The sequence below is a fragment of the Rhizobium sp. SG741 genome (assembly GCF_012275435.1).
Lineage (GTDB): Bacteria > Pseudomonadota > Alphaproteobacteria > Rhizobiales > Rhizobiaceae > Rhizobium > Rhizobium lusitanum.
The window spans coordinates 190,236-212,472 of the sequence record NZ_JAAZQP010000010.1; the positions used below are offsets into that span (position 1 = coordinate 190,236).

Consider the following 22,237-nt stretch of genomic DNA (forward strand, 5'->3'; position numbering starts at 1 on the left):
CCGGAGATGTTCGGGATGCCTCTATACACTTCCGAGGCGTGCTTGCGAACAATCTCTTGAACAATGTCGTCCGTGGCCCTTTTAAGCCGGCACCAGATCGCTCGTCGATTGGCGCGAAATCTTCGCAAGGCTGACGGAACTTATTGGAAACATCGTCTCGAACACTGACGGCGAACTGAAGAGATCGCGTTGCACCGCGTCTTGACCGCGAAGGCGCGACCGAATGATATCCAGATAGGTCTGATCCCTCTCAACGAGCACGGACGAACGTCTCAGTCGATTGCACACTGCACCGACTGTCCCCGAGCCAGCAAATGGGTCCATAACTGTCTGCCCCTCCCTTGTTAGAGACAGCACCAGACGTTCGACGAGCTCCTCAGGGAACTGACAGGGGTGCGCGGTTTTCTCCGGATGGCGGTTCTTGACATTTGAGATGTCCCAGACATCACCCGGGTTTTTACCGAGCGGATTACCGCTGAGTTCACCCTTGTTAGGTCCTTTGTAGTGACGCTTGTTCGGGTATTTCTGTGGTACCCGGACGCTATCCAGATCAAAGTGGTAATCGTCCGACTTCGTCGCCCACACGATGGTTTCATGGCGTCCTGAAAAGCGACGGCTACAATGCATACCGTGACCGAACGTCCACACGATGCGGCCCCTGACCTTCATGCCGAGCCGACGCAGGAGCGGAATGATAATACTGTCGATTGGCACGATTTCGCCGGCGTGAACCCAGTTTCCGACCTGCCAGCAAATGGAGCCGTTCGGAGACAACAGTCGGTCGCACTCCTCGATAACGGTTCTTTGAAAGTCGATGTAGTCCTCAAGAGCGGACTTTTTCTCGTAAGCTTTCCCGATATTGTAGGGCGGACTCGTCACAACGAGATCAACTGAGGAATTCGGAAGGCTCGGCAGTATGTCGGCGCAATCGCCATTGTAGAGCGCGCAAAGGTCCAATGCCTCCGCGTATCCGCGAACACTTGATTCATTCATATCGATTTGGTTTTCCTGCTTTCGGGCGGGCCGAAGTTGTTTGATACGACTATGCTGGCGTGAGAATTTGCAGCTAACAAGTCTCGAATTAAACTTTTTTGGAACTCGTTTCCGGCAATCAGAAAACCAAAATAACGCGGGTAGCAGCAGGACTGCCGAGCTCTCAATTCAGTCGACATCCGACGCCGGCCCTGGTCAGATCAAGGCTCTCAAGGAGGGGAGGGTTCAGGCGCTCGTTGCGCAGCAATCCTACCAGGTCGGTGTTGAAGGCGTCGAGCAGGCGCTGACTGTTGATTTGCGCTTCCTAAATTGCATCAAACCTCGCTTGCCAACTCCGCATAGCGACAAAAGGCATTAGCCAGCTGCATCTGCCGGGGCGTCCGACATTCGGTGTCGAATACAAGCGGTGACGCGACAAGTATCGCAATACATTTTGCGCGAGATATAGCAACATTCAGTCGATTTGAGCTGTAGAGGAATTCCATCCCTCGCGGAGCTTCGGCCGACGAAGAAGTCGCCATCGAGTAGATAGCGATTGGTGCCTCTTGCCCCTGGAATTTGTCGACCGTTCCGACACGAGCATTCGGAAGCCCCTTCTGAATCTCCAGGACCTGTGCGTTGTATGGCGTGATGACGAGGATATCTTCCAATGTGACAGATCGAGTGACACCGTGGCGATCGATCCACTTTGTTTCGGTATCGAGAATGTGGTCAACCAGCTCCTTGATTGCGCAAGCCTCTTCTACCGAAACGTTGTTATTTCCGACGTGTGGCACGGAAAGGTAGCGGAGACCTGATCCCGAAATGCGGTCGTCCGATACGATGACCTGCATTCGGCAGCCTGGGACGGAATGCAGTTTTGAGTCATAGAACATCTCGGAATCGAATGCGCAGATATCGGGATGCATTCGCCAGGTCTCTTCAAGGAAGAGACCCTTGTCGGAACCGATCGTCTGTTTACCCGCGAGAATATGCTGGAGCGCGGAAACGCCCGTTCCATCGGGATGGGTTCCCTGAGTAGGCTGATCGAGTTGCTGCGGATCGCCGAGTAAGATCAGTCGCTTAGCGACGTGCGAAACCGCAAGGACGTTGGCGAGCGACATCTGCGCAGCCTCATCGACGAACAGCACATCGAGAACATCCTCCGCGTCTTCGCGCGCCCAGAGAAAGCTGGTGCCCCCAGCCACGTGACAGTCGCCCGATCCCAGGGCAGAGAAGACGTCCTTGTTGTCGCGGGCGAATACCAGATCGTCCGTATCGTCTTCCTTGTTGCCGCTCTCGGGCTTCTGCACGCATCTGACCTGGATGTTCAGTTCCTTCGACGCCTCGATGACCTTGTCGATTAGGTTCCGGATCACCTTGTGGCTATTCGCGGTTATGCCGACCTTCTTCCCGTCCTTGACAAACTGGCAGATCATCCGCGCCCCGGTGAAGGACTTTCCGGTGCCCGGAGGACCTTGGATAGGAAGGACGCCGCTCTGCATGTTCCGGGCTATGCGGGTCGCCGCATCGAGCGTCGTTTCCCCATGGTTCTGGATCATTTGGCCGCAAAGATCCGCTGGCGTCAGTGAGAGGAGGTCGAGTGCCGCCTTATAGCGCTCATCTTTGGCAAAACCGACTTCTGCGACGTGGCTGCCAATCCTCAAAAGGCAAGCAGCTTGCTCCTTGGCCTGAATCATGTCGTGGGCGAAGGTAGCGTCAGCGTGTGTCTCGGCTGTGGCTCCTATCTTCTTCACGTCGATCGTCCGATCAGCGGTAGAAATCGCTGCAACGGAACCCCATTTTCCCCCGCCGGGCAAATGAAGTGATTTTCCGGGAAGGATATCGGTTTCCTGCTCGTGAAAGGTATATCTATGCGTTGGTATTCTGCCGCTGCCCAGTACCGCCTCGATGAAAGTCAAGCCGGAGAGTGCCGACTTCTCGTCGATCAGCTCCTCGACACTTAGGTCTTGGAGACGGAATTTCTCCCACCAACCTGCTTTTTCCTCGCGTCGATGCCAGTCGAGGATATTCGCAAGAAGCCACTGGCCTTGCTGAGTGTTGTCCCGTTTCTCGGGGTCGACCGGGATTCCAGCTGTCAGCCGTTCGACTAGCTCGCTGACTCGCTTTTGCTGCTCGGAAATTTCGTCGCTGGGCGCGTCCTGCCCCGGCGCTGGGCGGGGAACATCCTGACCTCTTTGGACGAGTTCGGTCCGCCGCTCCTCAAGCCAATCTCGCAAGGCCTCCGTCGAAACGCAGTCATCCTGGTTGTAACCTTTGACGACTACCTTATCGGCTTCGGTAATTGACGCCACATCGTTAAGCTCGAGGCCCGCGTGAAAAGCGGAGAGCGCCAAATTTGCGGCTCTGAGCTCGACTTGCCTGGTATAGTCGTAAAACTGCTCTAGGCGCTTGATCGAATAGCTTTCCACGCTTGCGCGGAGCGCATTCCTGACTACTGAGTAGAGGTCGATTAAAACGAGGCCTCTGAGCAATACGTCGATCTGGTCTTCGCGCGACGCATAGCGTCCCATGAGCCGTTTGAGAGCGGCAGGCTCGTAGGGAGCGAAATGATAGATGTGGAGGCGAGGGTATTCCGCTCTCCGCTCCATCACGAAGTCAACGAAGCGCTCGAACGCTGCCCTTTCCGAAGTGCGGTCGAAGGCCCAGTCGCCAACGTATGACGAGCTACCGTCTCTGTTCCGATAGTGATACCCGAACAGGAATTCCAGACCATGTTCGCCTACGAAGGGATCGCCCTCGAGATCGAAGAAAATATCGCCTGGATCGGGGACCGGGAGGGCGCACAGGCCGAACTCCGATTGCACTGGTAAAAGCTCATACTTCGGGATACCTCCTTCCGTTCGAGCCTCGGCCTGAAGTCTGGCTTGCTCCCGTACCTTTTCGAAAGACTGGACCGATCCCCTCTGAGGTTTCCAAGGCATTGGCAAAGGCGTTTCAGCGAGCGCCTGCAATGTGCTGATGCCGTGTTCGCCGAGTTCGACGATTTGGTTTCCGGTTATCCCGGCAACGAAGGAGAGATGATCATCGTCGCGGCGGCGCTTGTCGCATCCCTCGGACCACCGACAGATGTCGCAATGGATATTGGGATCGGGATACGGCTCTGACGCCGGATCGGACCGGATCGCCAGTTCCATCGCCGCTTTCGACCTCCGAAAATAGGCCAGATAGTCCGCCATTCTGAAGCGCTCGGGTTCGAAGTCAGACCAGGGAGCGACAACGTAGGCATAGTCAGGCTGGCAGCCCTGGGTCTCCGCGAGCAGATCTGAATAAAGGCATAGCTGAAGTACTGTTCCGCCCTTGGTTTCCCTCGCGAGCTTCGTGTCGATAACCTCGTATGACCACTCGCTGAACCCGCCTGGCTTCGCAACGCGCCGCAAAATGTCGGCTCGACCCGCCCAATAACCGTGGCGGAGCGCTCCTTGGATGATTACATCGATGCCAGCCTTCATTGCCTCGACCGTGGCGGCGACATTGGCATCACTTATGTCGACACCCTCGATCGACTGGCAGGACAGACCGGTACTCTTTAGGTGGTCCACGAATTCCTGCTCATGGCGGAAGCCTCGTTCCCGAAGAATTTCGAGCATCGGGTCCCAGACGTGCGGTTTCGCCAATTCGCCGGAAGCGACCTTTATATCGAGCGCGGTAAGTCTCGCGCAGTTCAAATGCCCGACCAAATCGGAAGCAGTGAGCTGGAAACCCGAGGGGACTTTTTTCATCGAGGGATACCGAAAATCAAGAAGATTGACGCAACCTTCAGATAGCATTCCGTGCCAACGCGAACAACTAACGCGCAAATGTATCTTCGCAAACTTTCGAGAGAAGGCGGGTTGCGAGTTGGGAGCCGCCAACGCCACAAACGGGTGCATCGCGACGCCACGGCCTCACGTCAGTCGGCGAGATCGAGTGGCTCGCCGTAATCTGACCAAACACATTGATGGTGTGAAAATTGAATTACCATCTGCACGCTCTGGCAATACGATCTGGCCGAGTTCAAATCCAGGGGCAACCTTTGGAAGCGCATCGACGGTTGGGACACATTTCACGCTCAAGCGGTAACTTCTGCTTGGCCGCAAAATCTGTCCGTGTATATTGCCCTTCTGCTATGGCGTGGGGCCACCCTTGAAGATTCGGGCGTTATTAAACGCGGCAGCCGCCGCCTGCATGCTGCTTCAGTTTCAGACTGACCCGGTCGATGCCGCCGATCGGAGCCCGCGCGAAATTCAGAAGGCTCTCACCGACCAAGGTTTTAGTCCGGGTGCAGCGGACGGCGTGTGGGGCAAGAAGTCCATTGTCGCGCTGAAGGCGTTCCAAAAGGCGCATGGCCTCGATCCGACAGGGGTGATTGATACAAAATCGATCGAGCAGCTCTTTCACAAACCTATCGTGCCCGCTGTTTCGGATGCGGCCTTTGGCGGAAGAGATGCTCCTCCCGCTGACAATCAGTCCGTCCCGTCGGCTGCAGCTCCGACAGAGGCGATATCTGTCGCACCTGCCGCGCAAAACTTCTCGATCGATCCCGCTCCCGTCAGCCAATCAGCTCCACAGAGTCCCGTTCAAACCCCCGCTAGCGGTTCCTCGTCGCAATCGCCAAGCCTACCTCAGGGGAACCCAACGCCTGCGGCTAATACTCCGTCTTCCCCGACGGAGGTTCAGGATAAGGGCGCGGATCTGGTGATTTTCGAGAGCCTCGTGGCGGCACTTGCGATGGCTGGAACTATCTTCGTGCTTCGCCGAAAGTCGAAACGGAAGTTGCTGCCGACCGGGTCGGAGGAGGAGTCACGGCAGACCCGCCCCCACGCAGGTTTGGCTTACGAAAAACCGACGGCCGCGCAACCTGACGCCGATATAAGCTCGGCGGTTCCGGTCATGGCAACGCATGGTCCCACGACTGCCGCCGAAACAGTGACTGGGCTGAAGACCTCGTTGGAGGTCCATGATGCAGCGGTGAGAGAATGGATTTCCGAACGCGCGTCGAAGCCGACAGCGGCGGAAGTCAGCAGGCCGGTCACGGCTTCGCAACCTGTCGCGCCTCCCGAATCCGAAGAGATTAAGAGGTCCCAGTCCCCGCAAATCCAATCGATGAAAGCGTCGCTAGAAGCACATGACGCCTCGATAAAGGGCTGGTTTGCCAAGCGTACAACGACGCCAAAAGAAAGCTACGAGCCCGCGCATGCGAAGAAAGCGGAGATCGATCCAAAGAGCGGCTGGGTTTCGTCCAGCACCCACGTGACGATCGGGTCGACCGTTATAACTCGTGGACTGATCTATGTCGGTTCCTCGCTCCGCAAACGTGGCAGCGCTGAGGACGAGAACTGTCTCATCAATCCCAAGCTTTCCGTCGGCAGGACTGGCGATACCGCTGGCCATACGATGGGCTACTGGCCGTCCTATTCCGCGATTAGGCCAGAGGCACGTCGCTCCTATATTGACTGGCTCGCCAGCCCGCGGTCGGATCCGAGCACCTATATCGGGTACGTGTTCCTATACTTCTACGGGCTCGAGCGTCGTCTGATGCTGGAGCCCAACGCACCAGACCGTGCGGAGGTCCTCGCCGAGGTTCGGCGTCTGTTTTCGATCTATGGTGGGAACGGTTCATTCCATCGCTATGCATCGGATCTTCTAAACGCGGCGGAACTGCAGAACAGCGAGCCGTCGGTCTCGTTCATCAATGTGGAAGCAAACGGGTACGAAGTCCCTTCGGTTATCCAGGTGGCGCTTGGGCACCGCGTTCGGGATGGACGGGACATTGAACCCGAGCTGCTTTTGAGTTTCGCAATGACGCATCCGGAGACGCGCGTCAGAACTCCGGCGCGGCGTGCGCCCGAACTTCTGAAGGCTCTGTTCGAAGTCGAATATAAGAAAACATACCCGAACGGACTTCGCATTAAGGGATCTAACTTCAAGTCCATTCGCAAGCGCTACCGGGCGTGCAGTGCAAGCTTCGAGATCGATATACCGGTCCACGGCGGTGCCATACCGGACATTACGGGAAGAGCGGAGCCGATCACGACGGCGCGCAGAATTTTCGACTACTGTTCGGACCAGCTCGATGATTACAGCCGGGCACTTGGCCGCCTTCCAGGGCTTACGCCGAACCTCCCTGCGATTTCCAAGTTGCCCGCATCGTTGAGACCAAACGCAGCCGCTTCCCTAAAAGAAAATCCGCTCGCCAAGTTCGATTTGTTCGCACGGGCCATGCAACCGATTACTGTCAGCGATCTGGCGACGCTCGCGGAACATAACGTCGGCGCGCTACCGAGCAAGCCAAAGCTGCGCGAGTTGAGCCAGCTCGTGGCCGCTTTCGGTTACGGTGTGACCTGCGACCCGGCTTTCGCTTCGAAGAATGCGGCTGCCGACGACCACGTGATCCTGTTTAAACTCGCCGACGAGAGCCTCCGGGAACCCGGCGAGGCGTTTCGGCAGGCACAGCTCGGTCTCATGCTTGGGGTGATGGTAGCGCATGCGGACGGGCATTTCCACGAGCTGGAGCGCAAGGCTCTTCAAGAGAAGTTAGCGAAGACCCCAAACATCAATGCAGACGAACGGGCTCGCCTCGAGGCAGAACTTCGTCTTTACGAGGTCGCGCCATCCAAACTCGATGACTGGATGAAGAAGCTCAAGGACATCCCGCTCAACGCCCGTGAGGCGATCGCGTCGGAGCTCATTGCTACAGCTGCTGCGGATGGCCAGGTTCACGCGGACGAAGTCAAAAAACTCGAGTTCCTCTTTAAGCGTATGGGCCTCGATAATAAGGTCCTCTACGATCGGCTCCACGACGGTGCCCAGCGGCGGCTCGCGGATAATGACGGCCTCAGCATGATCATACCGCCCGGCGATCGAGCCGCAGGATCGCCTATTCCCCCTGCACCGTCCGATCGGCCGACGACGAAGATCGACGCCACGCTCCTCAACAGCATCCGAAGCGAGACGCGGATCACCGCGAGCGTGCTGGCAGACATCTTTACAGATGATGATGCCACGGAGGAGGCAATCACTGTCGATTCTGCTCCTGAGCCGGAAATTCGCCAGGACGAGTTGTTCGAAGGGCTGGAGCAGCGTTATGGCTCTCTGCTCAGGATTCTGGTGGACAGGAACTCCTGGTCGCTCCCCGATTTCGAGCGGGTTGTCAAGGAGGCCGGCCTGATGCCGGGAGCCGCGCGGGAAGCCATCAATGACTGGAGCCTCGACCGCTTCGACGAGTTGTTGCTCGAGGGTGACGATCCGGTCGACATCAACGTCTATCTTCTGCCTCAATTAGAGGCACCACCATCCAACTCACAGAACGCAGAAGGCATATCCACATGACAGGCAAGCCCCCGGCCATCAAGCCGCGCGATCGAGATACGGTAATCAGCGCACTCAGGGCAGGGGTGGTTCCCCGCCTTGGGTTGCAGCATATTCAGGTAGGACGCCAGCGCGAGATCGAGGCTATGATCCGCGACATCCAGCGCGTGTCGGACGGTGGCGCAAGCATTAGATTCGTGATCGGCGCGTATGGCGCGGGTAAGACCTTCTTCCTGTTTCTCGTCCGCCAGATCGCGCTTCAGTCGAAGCTGGCAGTATGCCAGGCGGACCTGTCTCCCGACAGGAGAATCCACGCGACCAGCGGTCAGGCGCGCTCGCTTTATGCCGAACTGGTACGAAGCCTTGCCACCCGCACCGCGCCCGACGGCGGGGCTCTCAGAAACATCCTCGAAAGCTATATCCAGAAGGCGACCGAACGAGCGACCGCCAACAGGATCTCGGTTGATACAGCCGTAAAGGAAGGCCTCGGCGATATCCGTGAAATGGTAGCGGGATACGATTTCGCGGCCGTGATCGCCGCGTATGCACGTGGCTACGAGGACGGAAATACGACACTTCAGGATGCCGCAATGCGCTGGCTTCGCGGCGAATATACCACCCGAACCGAGGCGAAAGCTGATCTCGGCGTCCGGACCATCATCGACGACGCATCCTTCTATGACGGTCTCAGACTGCTTGCCCGCTTCGTCAGAATTGCTGGGTTCGGGGGTCTGCTTGTCTGCCTTGACGAGCTTGTCAACCTATACAAGCTCCAAAGCGCGCAGGCGAGGAAGCAGAACTACGAGCAAATCCTGAGGATATTGAACGACGTGCTTCAGGGAACCACCGAAGGCATCGGCTTCGTTCTGGGAGGAACACCGGAGTTCCTGCTGGATACACGCCGTGGACTCTATTCCTACGAAGCCCTGCAGAGCCGCCTCGCAGAAAACAGTTTCGCCGTGAACGGGCTAACGGACTACGCCGGGCCTGTTATCAATCTTCCTAGCCTCACACCCGAGGAATTGTACCATCTGCTCGAGCGTCTGCGAGACGTGTTCGCCGCGGGCGACCAAGGTAAATGGCTCGTGCCAGATGAGGCCCTGACTGCATTCATGGACCATTGTGCGAACCGAATCGGCGAGGCGTACTTCCGTACGCCACGCAATACGGTAAAGGCGTTTGTTGATCTGCTTGCCGTTCTGGAACAGAACCCTGGGACGAAATGGCAAGAGCTCCTCAGCGGCCTGGAAGTACCCGAAGACCGACAGGGCGCATCGGACCATGACCTTGCGGCCGACGGCGAGGATCCGGACGACGAACTTGCAACCCTCAGCCTTTGACCGTCTTTCGGAGCCGGTCCGCAAGTGGATATGGCAGCAGAAGTGGAAATCACTGCGCGATGTTCAGGAAAAAGCCATTCCGGCGGTGTTAAAGGGTGGCGACGTAGTCGTCTCCGCGAAGACAGCGGCTGGTAAGACCGAGGCGGCGGTGTTGCCGCTTCTGACCCGCATCAAACAGCGCGTGGATGCCGAAGGAGGATTTGCGGTCCTCTACGTCAGTCCGCTGAAGGCCCTGATCAACGATCAGTATCGACGTCTTCAGCCCTTGTGCGAGGCCTGTGACGTCATGCTCCATAAGTGGCACGGCGACGTTTCGGCCGACGCCAAGACCCGCGCTCGTAGGCGACCGTCAGGTATCGTCCTTATAACCCCGGAATCCCTCGAAGCGCTGCTCGTCCGCCGGGGCAACGAGATCCGCTATCTCTTCTCCTCCTTGGACGCCGTGGTTATCGACGAATTGCACGCATTTATCGGCACGGAGAGAGGCATGCAGCTCCAGTCGATCTTGAACCGCATCGAGATCGAAGCGGGGCGGGATCGAATCGACCGCATCGGTCTGTCCGCTACGCTGGGCGACATGAGGCTTGCCGCCGCGGCGCTTCGGCCGGGCAAAGGCTACGAAGTCGAACTGGTCCAGGGCGAGGACCAGGGCAACGGATTGAAGCTTCAGATCCGAGGATACTACGAAAATCAGCGCGAGCAGCCCACTGACGGGGCCGAGCCCGAACCTGACGAAGATACTTTGGAGGGACAGGTCGGTCCCGAAAGACACGGTATACCTCACGAACTGGCCGACGACTTGTTCCGCTTCATGAGGGGAAGCCGCAACCTGTTGTTCGCGGGTTCGCGTGAAAGGGTCGAGATGTATTCGGACAGACTGCGGACCATGTGCGAAGACACTCATCTTCCGAACGAGTTTTTTCCGCATCACGGTAATCTGTCCAAAGTCGAACGCGAAGACGTCGAAGTGCGGCTTCGTGACGATCCCCGACCCACGACCGCCGTTGCCACGACGACGCTCGAGCTCGGCATTGATATCGGAGACGTCGAGACGATCGGCCAAATCGGGCCCGGTTTTTCCGTCGCCTCCCTCCGGCAACGGTTAGGACGTTCCGGCAGGCGGTCGGGAAAGCCCGCGGTCCTTCGCATGTTCGTTATCGAGCAACCGCCTATACGTGGTCGGCATCCCGTCGATCGGCTCAATCTAGGTCTCATCCAGTCCATCGCGATGGTCGAATGCCTCAGGGCGAACTGGTGCGAGCCTCCCTTGCCTGCAGGCCTTCACCTGTCGACACTGGTCCACCAGATCCTGGCGTTGATACTCCAGACCGGGGGTACCCGACCGATCCCAGCCTTTAAGACCCTTTGCGAGAGGGGGCCCTTCAAAGCGGTCGACCGTGCCCTTTTCGCTTCTTTGTTGCGCTGCATGGCGTTGCCTGAAAACAAGCTTATCGAGCAATCGCCCGAGGGTTTGCTCATGGTCGGCGAGTACGGCGAGAAGATCACCGAGTCCCATGAATTCTATCCGGTCTTCATGACGGAGCGGGAATACCGCATCATCCATGAGACGCAGACGCTTGGAACATATCCGCTGGAATCGCCTCTCATGCCAGGAGAGACGCTGATCTTCGCCGGGCGTCGATGGCTTGTCCTCGAGATCGACGACGCCGCGCGGGTGATCACCGTGCGCCCGACCCGAGGCGGCAAGCCGCCCTATTTCTCGGGAAGCGGAGGGGTGATCCACGACCATGTGGTCGCCACCATGAGGCAGGTGCTCTTGGGCCAGGAAAGATATGTCTACCTCGACAAGGCCGCCAACGCGATGTTGGAGGACGCGAGGACAGCATATGTCGAAATGGGCCTGGATCGCTCATGTCTCATGCCATACGGCGAGGGGGTGCTGGTTCTGCCATGGCTGGGCACGCGGAAGCTGGATACGCTTGCGCTTGCATTACAGAACAAAGATTTCAAGTGCGTCCGGTTCTCTCACGCCATCGAACTTCAGGAATGCACTCTGAGTGGTGTCGAAACGTTCTTGAACAGCATCGCCGATGGAGAAGTCCCAGCCGATGCGGCGCTCGTCGATCGTGTCGCAAAGCCGATTATTGCCCGCTTTGACTACTGTCTATCGCCGGATCTCATGAGGCTGGTCACGATATTCGAGCGACTTGAGATCGATGCGCTGCCGGCGATAGCCAAAGCGTTAGTAGAAGTCGATCGTTGATGGGGGTGGCGTTTTGGGCGCGTAGTTGCTCCCAAAACGATATTGCGATCAACCAATTTCACGTTGCGATCCCGCCGCGGGTGTTGGGCCGCCAGCAGCGAGGTTGTATGTGGAGCGGGGCAACAGATACATCGCAAGCTTCCGCCCTAAGGCAGCCGGATCGATCCGTCTGCTTCCGAGGACGTGGGTTCGATGCGGTCACGAGCGAACATGCCTTTGACCGCTTGCTCGAGCGGGTTCCCGGCTTCAGCTTTCCGCTCGGATCCGATGAGCTTCTGTAGCTCGGCGACGTCCGCCTGCGTATCGCCCATCGGCCAAAGCGCCGAACTAGCAAGGCGACGTTTCCGCGTCATCAGGCTCTGCAGAAGGCAGTCGAATGAATCCTCCCGGTACTCGGGATGGATAGCCAAGGGCAAATGGATGGAAACTGCCTTGGTCTGCCCCAGCCGATGAACGCGGTCATTGCACTGCTCTTCGACAGCGGGATTCCACCAGCGGGACAGATGGATGACATGTGTTGCGGCCGTTAGCGTCAGCCCGGTGCCAGCCGCCTTGGGGCCGAGGACCAAGAGATCGAATCCGGCATCTACCTTCAGATGTTGCTGGAACCTGTTTACGATGGCTTGTCGATGATGGATCGGTGTTTCGCCGTTGATCAGGTCGACGTGTTTGAGACCGAGCTCTGCCTTCGCCAACTCGATGAAGCGATACTGCATCTGGCGATGTTCGATGAATACGAGCGCACGTTCATTCTTGGTCCTTATCGAGCGGAGTATGTCGATCACGGCGCTCAGTCGCGCCGATGCCTTTATGAAATCCTCGTCCCCGCCGACCATGGCCATATTCGGATGCACCGAAACAGTGCGGATATGATGGAGCATTTTTAATTGTGCACCCAGACCGCCAGCGGCGAGCTTGACCCGCGCGTCGTCGTAAACCGTCGCCTGGTCTCGGGGCATCAAGCGCGGGTGGACTTTCCGGGTCTTCTCCGGCAGGTCTTTCGCCACATCCTCTTTCAGCCGTCTGATCGCGAGAGGCGGCTTGCCGTCGACCGATGCAAACGTCCGCTGATACAGCTCGGTCATATTGCCCGTGTCGGGCTCGGAATATTTGGCGCGGAACTCCTTGAGAGTACCAAGCGCACCGCCAGCGAGTTGATCCATGATCGCCCAGAGATCGACCGTCGCGTTTTCGATCGGGGTGCCCGTCAGCCCGATGCGGAAATTGGCGTTGATGGCGCGAGCACCGACAGCGCGGAGACTGACCGGATTCTTTATCGACTGGATCTCGTCGAAAACGGCCGCTGAGAAAGGGATGCGCGCCAGCGAATGCTGGTAGTTGGTGAGCGTGGTATACGTCGTCAAAATCCAGAATCTGTGGGCACGGTCTTCCGCGATAGCCTCGTGAAGCGAGCTGAAATCCAGCTTGACGTCTCCGTCATCGGTGTCCTTGCCCTTCGCGCCGTGTATCTTTCGCCCGGAAATATTCCCGCCGTATAGCCTGATGACATGGCCAAGGCCAGGGTCGTGCATATGGCCCTTCACCTCTTGCTCCCAGTTCTCAAGCAGCGAGGTCGGCGCGACGACCAGGACCGGACCGCGCGTTTTGGCATCCGGCTGCGCCATGTGTTCCTTCAACCAGGCGAGAAACGCAATTGTCTGGAGGGTCTTTCCCAACCCCTGTTCGTCGGCGTTGAGGATGCCTGGCAGACCAGCCTCCCAGGCGTCGACCTGCCACTTGAAGCTTTCGATCTGATGGGGCTTCAACGAGGTGCGGATCGATTGCGGAACCGTCGGCGATATGGCCGCTGCTCTTGGCACGAGCTTCGCATGCCAGTTCAAGTCGTCGAAATTGACCTCTGTCGCGAGCACGAAAGGCCCTTTAGCCCGCTCGGCGGCCTCCTCTTCCGGTTCAGGCGCTTGTGGCAATTCTTCGCGTTCCGAAATGCGGTCGTCGAGCAGCTTCACCATTTCGGGACGGGCAGGGATATCCAAGTCGCCGAGCGGCGTCGACACACGTCCCGCGGACACGTCGGCCCTAACCTCGTCGCGCAGGGAGATCAACCGCGAAGTGGGCATATTCGCGAGCGCTGCTTGGAAACGCTTGCTGAAATCTTCCGGCAGCCATGTGCTTCCGCTACCCATGTCTACGTCGAGAGAGAGCTTCTCGTAGGCAACGACACCCGTGACACGTTCGGAGAACTCCTTGGTCTCGACGAGAAGCGGGCCTGCAGCGGCCTCGATAGCCTCCTGCTGGGCAATATCGGACAGACCATCAAGCTTGCCGCGCTCCCGGAGTCGGGCTTCGACCGCATCGGTAATCAGAGCCTGGGGATTTTCAATGAACGCTTTCCGCTCTTGGGCGGGCGCGTGCTGCATCTTCGCCATGACTTCCAGCGCGGGCGCTGCGGCTTGGTCGACGACCAGATAACTCCCAGGTGATAGGCGGTAGGCTCCGAGCGCACCGCGGTCTCGCACCCTTGCCTGAAAGGTTTGCAACGCGGACCCCGAGAGCTCGCTCATTTCCTCCGTGGCCGTAAACAGGTCGGAATCGGCACCCTCGTCAGAAAGTCGCTTGCCTGAAAACGGGACGACGTCGAAATTGCCGTCATCCTTTGGCGATATGGAAAAGCTGTCCGCCAAGCAGACTTCCAGACCGCTGAGAAAGTCAGTCATTGACGCACGAGCCGCCTGGCTTTGGACGTGCACCGAGACGCCCGGATCGAGTGCCTGTCGGAATTTCGCCAATGCTTCCCAGTCGCTGGCGTCGCCCTGTCCGGACTGGAAGCCGTCGGCGACATTCAAAGCTTCAACCATCCACAAGGGCAGACGGTAACGGCTCGCTCCAAGCGATAAGATAGAGCCGCTTCGCTTCGGGAAAGTCTTCTGTCCGTTCCGGATCCACTCGTACCGAAGCCGGAAGCTCGATGAGCCGACTATGCCTTCGGCGTCGGTTCTCAGGACGAAGTCGACCGTGGGCGGCATTCCCAAGGTCCTGGCCGTCCCGCCGTTGATCGCGGCCGCCAGCCTATGGGGTATCTGTATCCGGTCCGATGACACGGAAAGGTCAATCCCCATGAGGTCGGCAAGCGCCCGCAGGTCGGCGATCGCGAACGCGACCTCCCGTGCATCAGCCGACAGGTTTGTAAGGTCAACCTTTGTCGCGTTGCCACGCAGACGGGACAACAAGCCCTTTGTTTCGGCTTTTGCGGCAAGCGCTACGCCGGCACTGTCGAACGAGAAATCGAAATTCACTGACCGTTCCTCAGATGTTTTCCATGACCCAGCCCTCCCAGTAACCCAAGTGCGATTTCGCCTTGGCTCCCGGTGTGAGCCTGATTGCCTCGCAATCGTACGCAGGTTGGTAGAGTACCGGTGCCTTTTGGTTCGATTGATCGAAGATGTGGACCATATAGTTGTGGGAGCCCTCGACCACGGTCTTCCGACCGATTTGCAGGATCAGCAGTGACGTGTCCAATCGGCTGCCGCGTGCCGACTGAGAGCCATAACCCGGTCTGCCCGTAGCTCGCGAGCCTGAGGTCCTTTTGCTTGCCTCGATCCAACCTTTGTCGCTGAAGGCAACCCAAGCGGCGTCAATCCGACCCTGCCGATGCAGACCCAGCCAAAACTTGCGTCGTGGCTCCCACATATGGCTGCTCTCGACTGCTGACACTACATCGAGGAAAAACCGGATGTTTTCTCCGGTCAGCCATCGCATGAATACAGCCATCGTCTCTGCCGTGACGCCCATCCAGGCACTGCTGCGCGTCACCCGCGGGTCTCCGTATAGGGAAACCAGATTCTCTGTCAGATATCTCAGATCGTCGGGGGGCGGAGCTTGAAGCCGCCAATGATCCAGAAGACCTTCGATCGCCTCTGAAGCGCCTGAAACCTTGGCTTCGTGCCGTTCCGGCTTGAGCCAGCCGATCAATCTCTCCATCTCGCCGCGGTGCTTGAGGCCCGGTCTGACGTGATCGACGAAGGCGAGATGCGCTTCAGCCATCAACCCCATGTCATGGGGTTTTCTCAGTCCCAATTGCTTCAGCTCGGTCCACGGGTCCGCCATGGTCGACATCAGGCTCGCGACGCCCTCGTGTGCCCTGTAGGGATCGAGAATGATCGGGACTGCATCGATGATCTGCCGCGATCTCGGTCCGAGATGTTCGGTCGATCGCGAAAGAGCCTCGGCCAGTTGCCGGGTATGCTGCGCGCCGGGTGAAAATGTCGACAGATAGACGGCGAAAATCGCGTTGAGGAAGCCGGAACGGGTAGAAGCCCTGATTTCGTCAAAGTAGAATTCCCTCAGCGGCTGCAGATCCGGCCTGGCTCGCCGCTCCTCGTCGAACAGCGCTCGAGCGGCCGAAGTGACGAGATACATCTTCGCCCCATCCCAAGAGTCGGTAAGGACGCGCTCTCGGACCTCCTGAACGAGTCGTTCCCTATCGCTCTCTGGCGGATTGCCGACCGCGTCGGGCCAGCGCGAGTAGATCCGATCGGCAGACGCAAGTAACCGGTTGAGGGCGGGCAGGGCCGTCATTTCGAAACGCGGCGGCCGCAGGAGTTTGTCTCGGAGGCTCAGTTTTCAATCCCCTCCATGTTACCGATGGCCAGGGCTTTCCTGATCCTTTCGACGTCTTCGGAGCGTCCGGGAGTGTACATGATGATGCGGATGTCGACGCGGCGGTTGGTGTCGCGGCCCGCCTTCGTTGCATTGTCGGCGACAGGTCGCATCTGGCCGTAGCCGGCGACGGATAGAACGGGCTGTCTGCGGAGGTTCTGGAAATCGATGAGCCCGGGCTCGCTCTCCGTCATCGCGATGAACGTCGAGTTCGCGCGGTTGGTCGACAGTGTCAGATTGCCAATGGGCTGGCCCGTGCCGTCGGTGTGCCCCTCGATCTGTAAAGCTTCAATCACGACGCCGCCAGGATTACAGTGATCATTCCAGGAAGAGCGCTGGCCGACGGTGTAGCAGGGCAGGATCTCCGACAAGCGCTTCGCAACGCTCGTCACTATCTGTTTGCGGTCTGGCCTTAGCTCGAAAGAATTCGTCGCGAAAAGCCCATCTCCCTGAAAGCGCAGGGCATCCGATTGTTCGCTCAGTTCAACCTTCAGATCCGGAAAATCGATATTGAGCTGTATCTTCAACTTTTCGAGGATCCGGCGGCGCTCCTCACGGGCATCGGCAAGATATGCTTCGAGCGGATCCGCGACATTCAATTTCGCTTCGAGTTCTTTGATTTTCGCCACCAGTTGGGCGATCTCGGCTTGAAGATCGGCAATCAGCTGCTTCTGGGCATCGATCGTCGAGTCCCGCGCTTTTACGAGGTCTGTCAATTCCTGGATGCGAACGTCTTTTTCGAGGATCACTTTCTGCAGATCCTCAACCTTCGCTTCGGCGGCTTTCCGAGCATCCTGTTCAGCCACAAGCTGGCTGCGCGGAACCTTGTCGGTTTCGCTGTACTGGCTGGCGAAGAACGCGAGCAACAGCATGACAATGAAAAGGAAGCTGACCGTCATGTCGGTCATCGACACGAATGCGCTTTCTTCCTCTTCCTCTTGATGGCTCCTCCTAACGCTGCCGCGCATCATGCTCTCCTGGATTGCGGCGAGAATTCTTCCATCTGGGCGACGATGCTGCTCATGGTATCGAGTGCCGGACTTAGCCGTTCCTGGATGTCGCGCACATGAGCGAACATACCTTCCACGGCTTTCGCGACCTGATCGGCGTAGGTCTCGAACGCTCGGCCCAGCTTCTCGTCCATGTCGTCCAGCCTGTCTCCCTGGCCTTTCATCCTTTCGACCACGTTGGAGATCCCGGCAAGCGCGGCTTCGATCGATCGTGCCTCGCTGCCGAGGATCATCCGTGCACTTTCAAGCGCGTTCGCGGCCGATTGCGCGGTCGTCTCCGCGGCTTCCGAAACAGTCGTAGCAGTATCCCGCGTGGTTTCGGCCAAGTGGCGCAGCGACGTTTCCATGCGTTCGGAGATCGTCCGGATTGGCATTGCGGCTGCCATCAGATCGCCCGAAGCGCTCTTGAAGTTCGCGGCAGCGTCGGACGAAGCGTCCGCGCCCGCGCGTACGCCATCAGACATGCGTCTAAGGTCAGAGCTTCCTTGTTGAAGCTTTGTCACCATGTCTCCCAGCTGCTGGGCAATCCTCTCCATCGGAGAAATCACTTCCCTGGCCGCCTTTTCGGAAAGCTCTGCGGCAACGCGGGCAATGTCCGAGCTGGTTCTGGCGAACGCGTCGGCCACACCCTGGCCCACGGTTCCGATAATGCCACTCGCCTGATCGGTCGCCGCCTGCATACGTGCGTGTGCGGCCTCGGTCCCGTCTTTTGCGGCGGCTTCAATTTCCTGGCGGAACGCCGCTGCCGACCCCCGCATATCTTCCGCGGCCGCGGACATTGCCCGTGCGCTTTCGCCTGTGTTGTCGCGGATGCCTTCGAGCGTCTGGTTCATGACAGCCAAGAGCCTCTCCGCGCCCTCGGTGAACGCGCCGCCCGTACTCTCGGCTGTTGCGGACATCGATGCGCGAAGATCGTCGACCGCCTGGGCGACACGCGCGGCAACGGTTTCCATTTCGCTGCCCATCCGGCCCGAACTTATGTCCATGCGTTCTGCCAGGCGGCCGATCTGCGATCCTGCATCTGAGATGCGTTGTGCCGCTTCGGATAACGCGATCCCGACCTTGTCGGTCAACTGGGTCGAAAGGCCCGAAACGAGATCACCGACGCCCTCGGCTCCCATTCTGCCGACACGGTCCATCAGGGGATCCATCGCCTTGCTGATGGAATTGGAGATAGCGGCAGGAAGCTCTTCGCGGAGAGGGCGGCCTATTTCCGCGACCAGTTCCATGCCGATCAGACGGAAATGCTCACGCTGCTCGCGGGTGGCTCTCAATTGTTCTGCAGCCAGCTCTTCCAAGCTGATGTAGGTCAGCTTGTCTTCAATGGCTCGACAAAGGTCATGCAGCCCTTTGTCGACCCGCCCATAGAAGCTTCGGAACACCAGCGTGAAGACGATAGAGCAAAACAGGCCTGTTAGCGACATGATGAATTTGGCCGAGGCGATCTGAAGAAGCGTCGCCATCGTGTGGCTATTGATCTCGCTCGCTGACATCGTGTGCAGCGCGGAGATCAGGCCGAGGAATGTGAGAAATAATCCACCCGTCACAAAGAGGCTGGGAGCGATGCGCCACATACCGGGACCGAAATCGAGATCCTCCGGGTTCATGAAGACAGACGGACGGACGGCGTTCCGTAGAACAACAACGCCATCTTCTTCATGCGCGACGAAGGTCTCTCGGTACTCAGCCCATGCCGTTGCCAAATGACGCCGGGAGCCTGATCGGCCTACGCCTGCTTTGATAGTGTCCGACAGCTGTTCGATGTCCGCACTAAAATCCCGGCTGGTAGTCTTGCCTTTGATCAACAGGGTCAACCAACGGATAGCGCGCAACTGTCGGCCCGTCCGGCTCCAAAACGCTCCGGCGGCCCAAATCAGGATCAGGACAAGCACCAAGGCCACCAGACCCGGCACCCACTCCTGCGTAAGCATTCCCGCGACCTGAAGGATCAGGTCGCGAACGAACATTCCGATTGAAATCACCGCACTCAAGATAATTGCCCCTGCGCCCTTGACTTGCAGACTACCTTTGACGAATGGCTATCGAAGGTTGATCGATTGGAAAAGCCTCGGTATCGCGCCTTTGCACAGAAATGCTAAGATTCCCGATCCAAAAGACAAAAACTGCGGCAATTCCGCGGCGTATCCAGCGCCTCGAAGCGTTAAGTCGCGTGTCAGCGCCAACCCCCGATCATCGTTGGGCGGATTCCATCGCACTCATGCATCAGCTCTGACATTAGTATCAGTAGTTTGACAACTGGTTTATGAACGGAGCCTTTTGCAATCTAAGTTTGGGTGGGTGCGGCGGCTGGACTACCTACAATACTCAGTCGGGGAAACGTCATTGGTAGGCTGCGAGGGAGGTCGAAGCCGGACTCGCCGCAAGACGCCCATGCCATGTCTGGAGAGGGGCTCTACGGGCTCCTCGAAAGAACTCCACCTTGAAGGTCTTGCTCGCTGCGATAACTTGGCGAGGTCAACCGCCATAGGATGACGGAAGGAAACGAAACGGTCGTCCCCCGTAAACCTGCCGTTAGCCGAACTTGGCTGCGAGTGATCGCGTCAACTAAATCGCAGACCTACGCAATGCAAAGGCCGGAAATGCGCCCACCTGCATGATGATTTCAGCATTTATTTTGTTTGAGCCTTATCGGCCAGGCCGGGGGAGTGTTTGAGCTGCCAACGCTAAACTCGTGTGTTTTAGGAGGGCCACCCACGTCGACATTTCAGTGATTGCTAACCACAGTTGGTTCGAACTTTCTCCCGTTCGGTCCACCAATTTTCAGATCACACCGAAGAAGCGATTTTAAGCTCTGAGATCGCCACGCTGAACGAGGTTCTGGACCAATAGTGTCATTGGACTAGCTTTCATCCACAACGAGACGACAATGCTCTGCATCTGGAACTACGACGACAAGCTACATTCCGGGAACTTTGCCACCATGGCGAAGCAGGAATGGGGAGTGGCACTTCGCGTTCTCCAAAATGCTACGAGTTGAGTTAGGTCAGGTCAACGCCGCACATTCGGCATCAATTGGCCCGCCGGATTAGTTTTTCAAAGATATCTGCGCAAAGCCGCCGAGTTGTGGGGCAGTGTGATCATCGGGTTTTGAGTTAGAGAGATTTCCACCGGTTAGCGGGCTAGTGGGCGAATACCGCTTTAGAGGCGAGTTCGAGTTGCGTGTCGATACCGCCCTGCAATTCGTTTCGTGTCAAGGGGCTCCACACGTCCGGCGTTACACCCACGCCTTCGAACCGGCGACCATCGGGAAAATACTCGCGCGTGGTGAACACCCTGTCGAGTCGATTGTCATGATAAACCTGTATTGCGCGTTTGAGTGAGATCGCCGACGCGTTATTCGCGATGGCAGGGCATAGAACGCTCGTTAGTCAACGGACGCTTTGGTCCAGCTCGTGGAATTCGTCGGCGGAGAGCTGGATGCGGGCGGCAGCCACATTCTGCTCGAGGTGGGTTACCTTCGAGGTCCCGGGAATGGGCAGCATAACCGGGCTGCGCTTGAGCATCCACGCGAGGGCGATCTGTCCCGGTGTCGCGGCATGCTGTTTTGCGAGGGAGTCGAGAACGCCTCCCGGGCGGGCGAGATCGCCCGCGGCCAGCGGAAACCACGGAATGAAGCCGATCCCATTCTGTTCGCAGTAGTCGAGGACGTCCTCGCTTCCTCTGTCGACGAGATTGTAGCGGTTCTGCACGGTTGCAACCTTGAAATATCGGGAAGCGATTTCGATCTCGGAGATCGACACCTCGCTGAGGCCCGCGTTGGCGATCACGCCTTCGTCGAGGAGTTGCCGAATCGCCGCGAACTGATCCTGCATGGGGACACGCGGATCGATCCGATGAAGTTGCCAAAGGCCGATTCGCTCTACGCCGAGCTTCTTGAGGCTGCCCTTGGCCCGTTCGATCAGGTATTCCGGTCTGCCGTGAGGTACCCACTGATCGGGGCCTGGTCGACGAAGTCCCGCTTTGGTGGCGACTAGGATATCTTTCCGGCCTACCAGAGCTTTTCCGATCAGTTCTTCGGCGACGTCCGGGCCATAGGAATCGGCGGTGTCGATGAAGTTAATGCCGAGCTCTGGAGCGCGGCGCAGAGTGGCCAGCGCCTGCTCGATATCCGCCGGGGGTCCCCAGACACCGCGGCCGGTGAGCCGCATGGAACCGAACCCAAGCCTGTTGATTGTGTAGTCGCCAACTTTGAAGGTTCCTGAGAAGCTTTCGATCGTGTTGGTGGCGTCCATTTCCAAACTCCCTGTTTTCGACGGCATGCCTCGACTGTCACGTTTTGGTCTACCAGCGGCTATTGCCAGTTCATCGTGTGGGAGCAGACTACGACGAGGCTGATGTTGATTATTGTATCATCGCGCACGGCGCACTTTTCCGAAATTATGTAGCAAATGCCACCAGACGGCTTAGGATGTCGATTGGGCCGTTATTGTTAGGGGCGAGCAAGTGCCGGACAAGACCGCATTAGATTCCCCGTGTTGGTTTTCACGCGGAACTGAGCCGGTTAGGCGCACCGGCTCAGTTCCGCGTGAAAACCAACATTCCCCGGAGAGGAAGCGCCAAGCCGCCGCGGCGCGCGCCCGTTTTGAGAAAGCCACATTGGAAATAGCCTCGGAGCACCGTTTCGGCGGACCCAATGCGGAAATCACAGAGATCGAGATAATGGAAGAAGCCACTCAGCTCGTAAGGGAAGCTCGAGAGGGCGAATAACAATCTGGCGCTTATGACATTTGCTACATAACTCC

Annotated in this window: 10 protein-coding genes; 3 read left to right on the plus strand and 7 right to left on the minus strand. The window is 58.1% G+C overall.

Going from position 1 to position 22,237, the window contains the following annotated elements; genetic code table 11:
* Positions 1-81: 81 nt before the first annotated feature.
* A complete protein-coding gene (locus FHT29_RS24160; RefSeq protein WP_168596997.1) occupies positions 82-993 on the minus strand; it encodes a site-specific DNA-methyltransferase in 912 nt (303 codons plus the stop codon).
* 314 nt (positions 994-1,307) lie between these two features.
* A complete protein-coding gene (locus tag FHT29_RS24165; protein WP_168600218.1) occupies positions 1,308-4,715 on the minus strand; it encodes a TM0106 family RecB-like putative nuclease in 3,408 nt (1,135 codons plus the stop codon).
* A gap of 403 nt (positions 4,716-5,118) precedes the next feature.
* Between FHT29_RS24165 and FHT29_RS24170 the strand changes: the two genes are divergently transcribed.
* From FHT29_RS24170 to FHT29_RS24180, 3 genes are read left to right on the plus strand one after another with little or no spacing between them, the layout of a single operon-like run.
* Positions 5,119-8,304: a TerB N-terminal domain-containing protein gene (locus FHT29_RS24170; protein ID WP_168596904.1), complete on the plus strand. Its 3,186-nt coding sequence runs from the start codon at positions 5,119-5,121 to the stop codon at positions 8,302-8,304.
* Entirely contained in the window at positions 8,301-9,623 is a 1,323-nt protein-coding gene (locus FHT29_RS24175; RefSeq protein WP_168596903.1) for an ATP-binding protein, read from the plus strand. The genes FHT29_RS24170 and FHT29_RS24175 overlap by 4 nt, the downstream gene beginning before the upstream one ends.
* A complete protein-coding gene (locus FHT29_RS24180; RefSeq protein ID WP_246703091.1) occupies positions 9,604-11,847 on the plus strand; it encodes a DEAD/DEAH box helicase in 2,244 nt (747 codons plus the stop codon). The genes FHT29_RS24175 and FHT29_RS24180 overlap by 20 nt, the downstream gene beginning before the upstream one ends.
* Positions 11,848-11,993: 146 nt before the next feature.
* On the opposite strand, the gene FHT29_RS35085 is transcribed toward FHT29_RS24180, so the two are convergent.
* The 5 genes from FHT29_RS35085 to FHT29_RS24205 all read right to left on the minus strand — a co-directional run bounded on the left by FHT29_RS35085 (position 11,994) and on the right by FHT29_RS24205 (position 21,727).
* Complete coding sequence (locus FHT29_RS35085) at positions 11,994-15,101, minus strand: DEAD/DEAH box helicase (protein WP_168600220.1); 3,108 nt, start codon at positions 15,099-15,101, stop codon at positions 11,994-11,996.
* 10 nt (positions 15,102-15,111) lie between these two features.
* Positions 15,112-16,383, minus strand: coding sequence for an EH signature domain-containing protein (locus FHT29_RS24190; RefSeq protein WP_168600221.1), 1,272 nt, complete (start codon positions 16,381-16,383; stop codon positions 15,112-15,114).
* 38 nt (positions 16,384-16,421) lie between these two features.
* Positions 16,422-17,432 carry an OmpA family protein gene (locus FHT29_RS24195; protein WP_168596899.1) on the minus strand — a complete coding sequence of 337 codons (1,011 nt, stop codon included), beginning with the start codon at positions 17,430-17,432 and terminating at the stop codon, positions 16,422-16,424.
* Positions 17,432-19,441, minus strand: coding sequence for a MotA/TolQ/ExbB proton channel family protein (locus tag FHT29_RS24200; RefSeq protein WP_210255519.1), 2,010 nt, complete (start codon positions 19,439-19,441; stop codon positions 17,432-17,434). The genes FHT29_RS24195 and FHT29_RS24200 overlap by 1 nt, the downstream gene beginning before the upstream one ends.
* Before the next feature lie 1,422 nt (positions 19,442-20,863).
* Complete coding sequence (locus FHT29_RS24205; RefSeq protein ID WP_168596898.1) at positions 20,864-21,727, minus strand: aldo/keto reductase; 864 nt, start codon at positions 21,725-21,727, stop codon at positions 20,864-20,866.
* Positions 21,728-22,237: the final 510 nt, after the last annotated feature.

What these genes read in the sequence shown, in the direction of transcription:
- FHT29_RS24195 (WP_168596899.1), bottom strand. Translation starts at nt 17,432, where the DNA reads ATGCGCGGCAGCGTTAGGAGGAGCCATCAAGAGGAAGAGGAAGAAAGC.
- FHT29_RS24200 (WP_210255519.1), bottom strand. Translation starts at nt 19,441, where the DNA reads ATGTTCGTTCGCGACCTGATCCTTCAGGTCGCGGGAATGCTTACGCAG.
- FHT29_RS24160 (WP_168596997.1), bottom strand. Translation starts at nt 993, where the DNA reads ATGAATGAATCAAGTGTTCGCGGATACGCGGAGGCATTGGACCTTTGC.
- FHT29_RS24165 (WP_168600218.1), bottom strand. Translation starts at nt 4,715, where the DNA reads ATGAAAAAAGTCCCCTCGGGTTTCCAGCTCACTGCTTCCGATTTGGTC.
- FHT29_RS24205 (WP_168596898.1), bottom strand. Translation starts at nt 21,727, where the DNA reads ATGGACGCCACCAACACGATCGAAAGCTTCTCAGGAACCTTCAAAGTT.
- FHT29_RS24175 (WP_168596903.1), top strand. Translation starts at nt 8,301, where the DNA reads ATGACAGGCAAGCCCCCGGCCATCAAGCCGCGCGATCGAGATACGGTA.
- FHT29_RS24190 (WP_168600221.1), bottom strand. Translation starts at nt 16,383, where the DNA reads ATGACGGCCCTGCCCGCCCTCAACCGGTTACTTGCGTCTGCCGATCGG.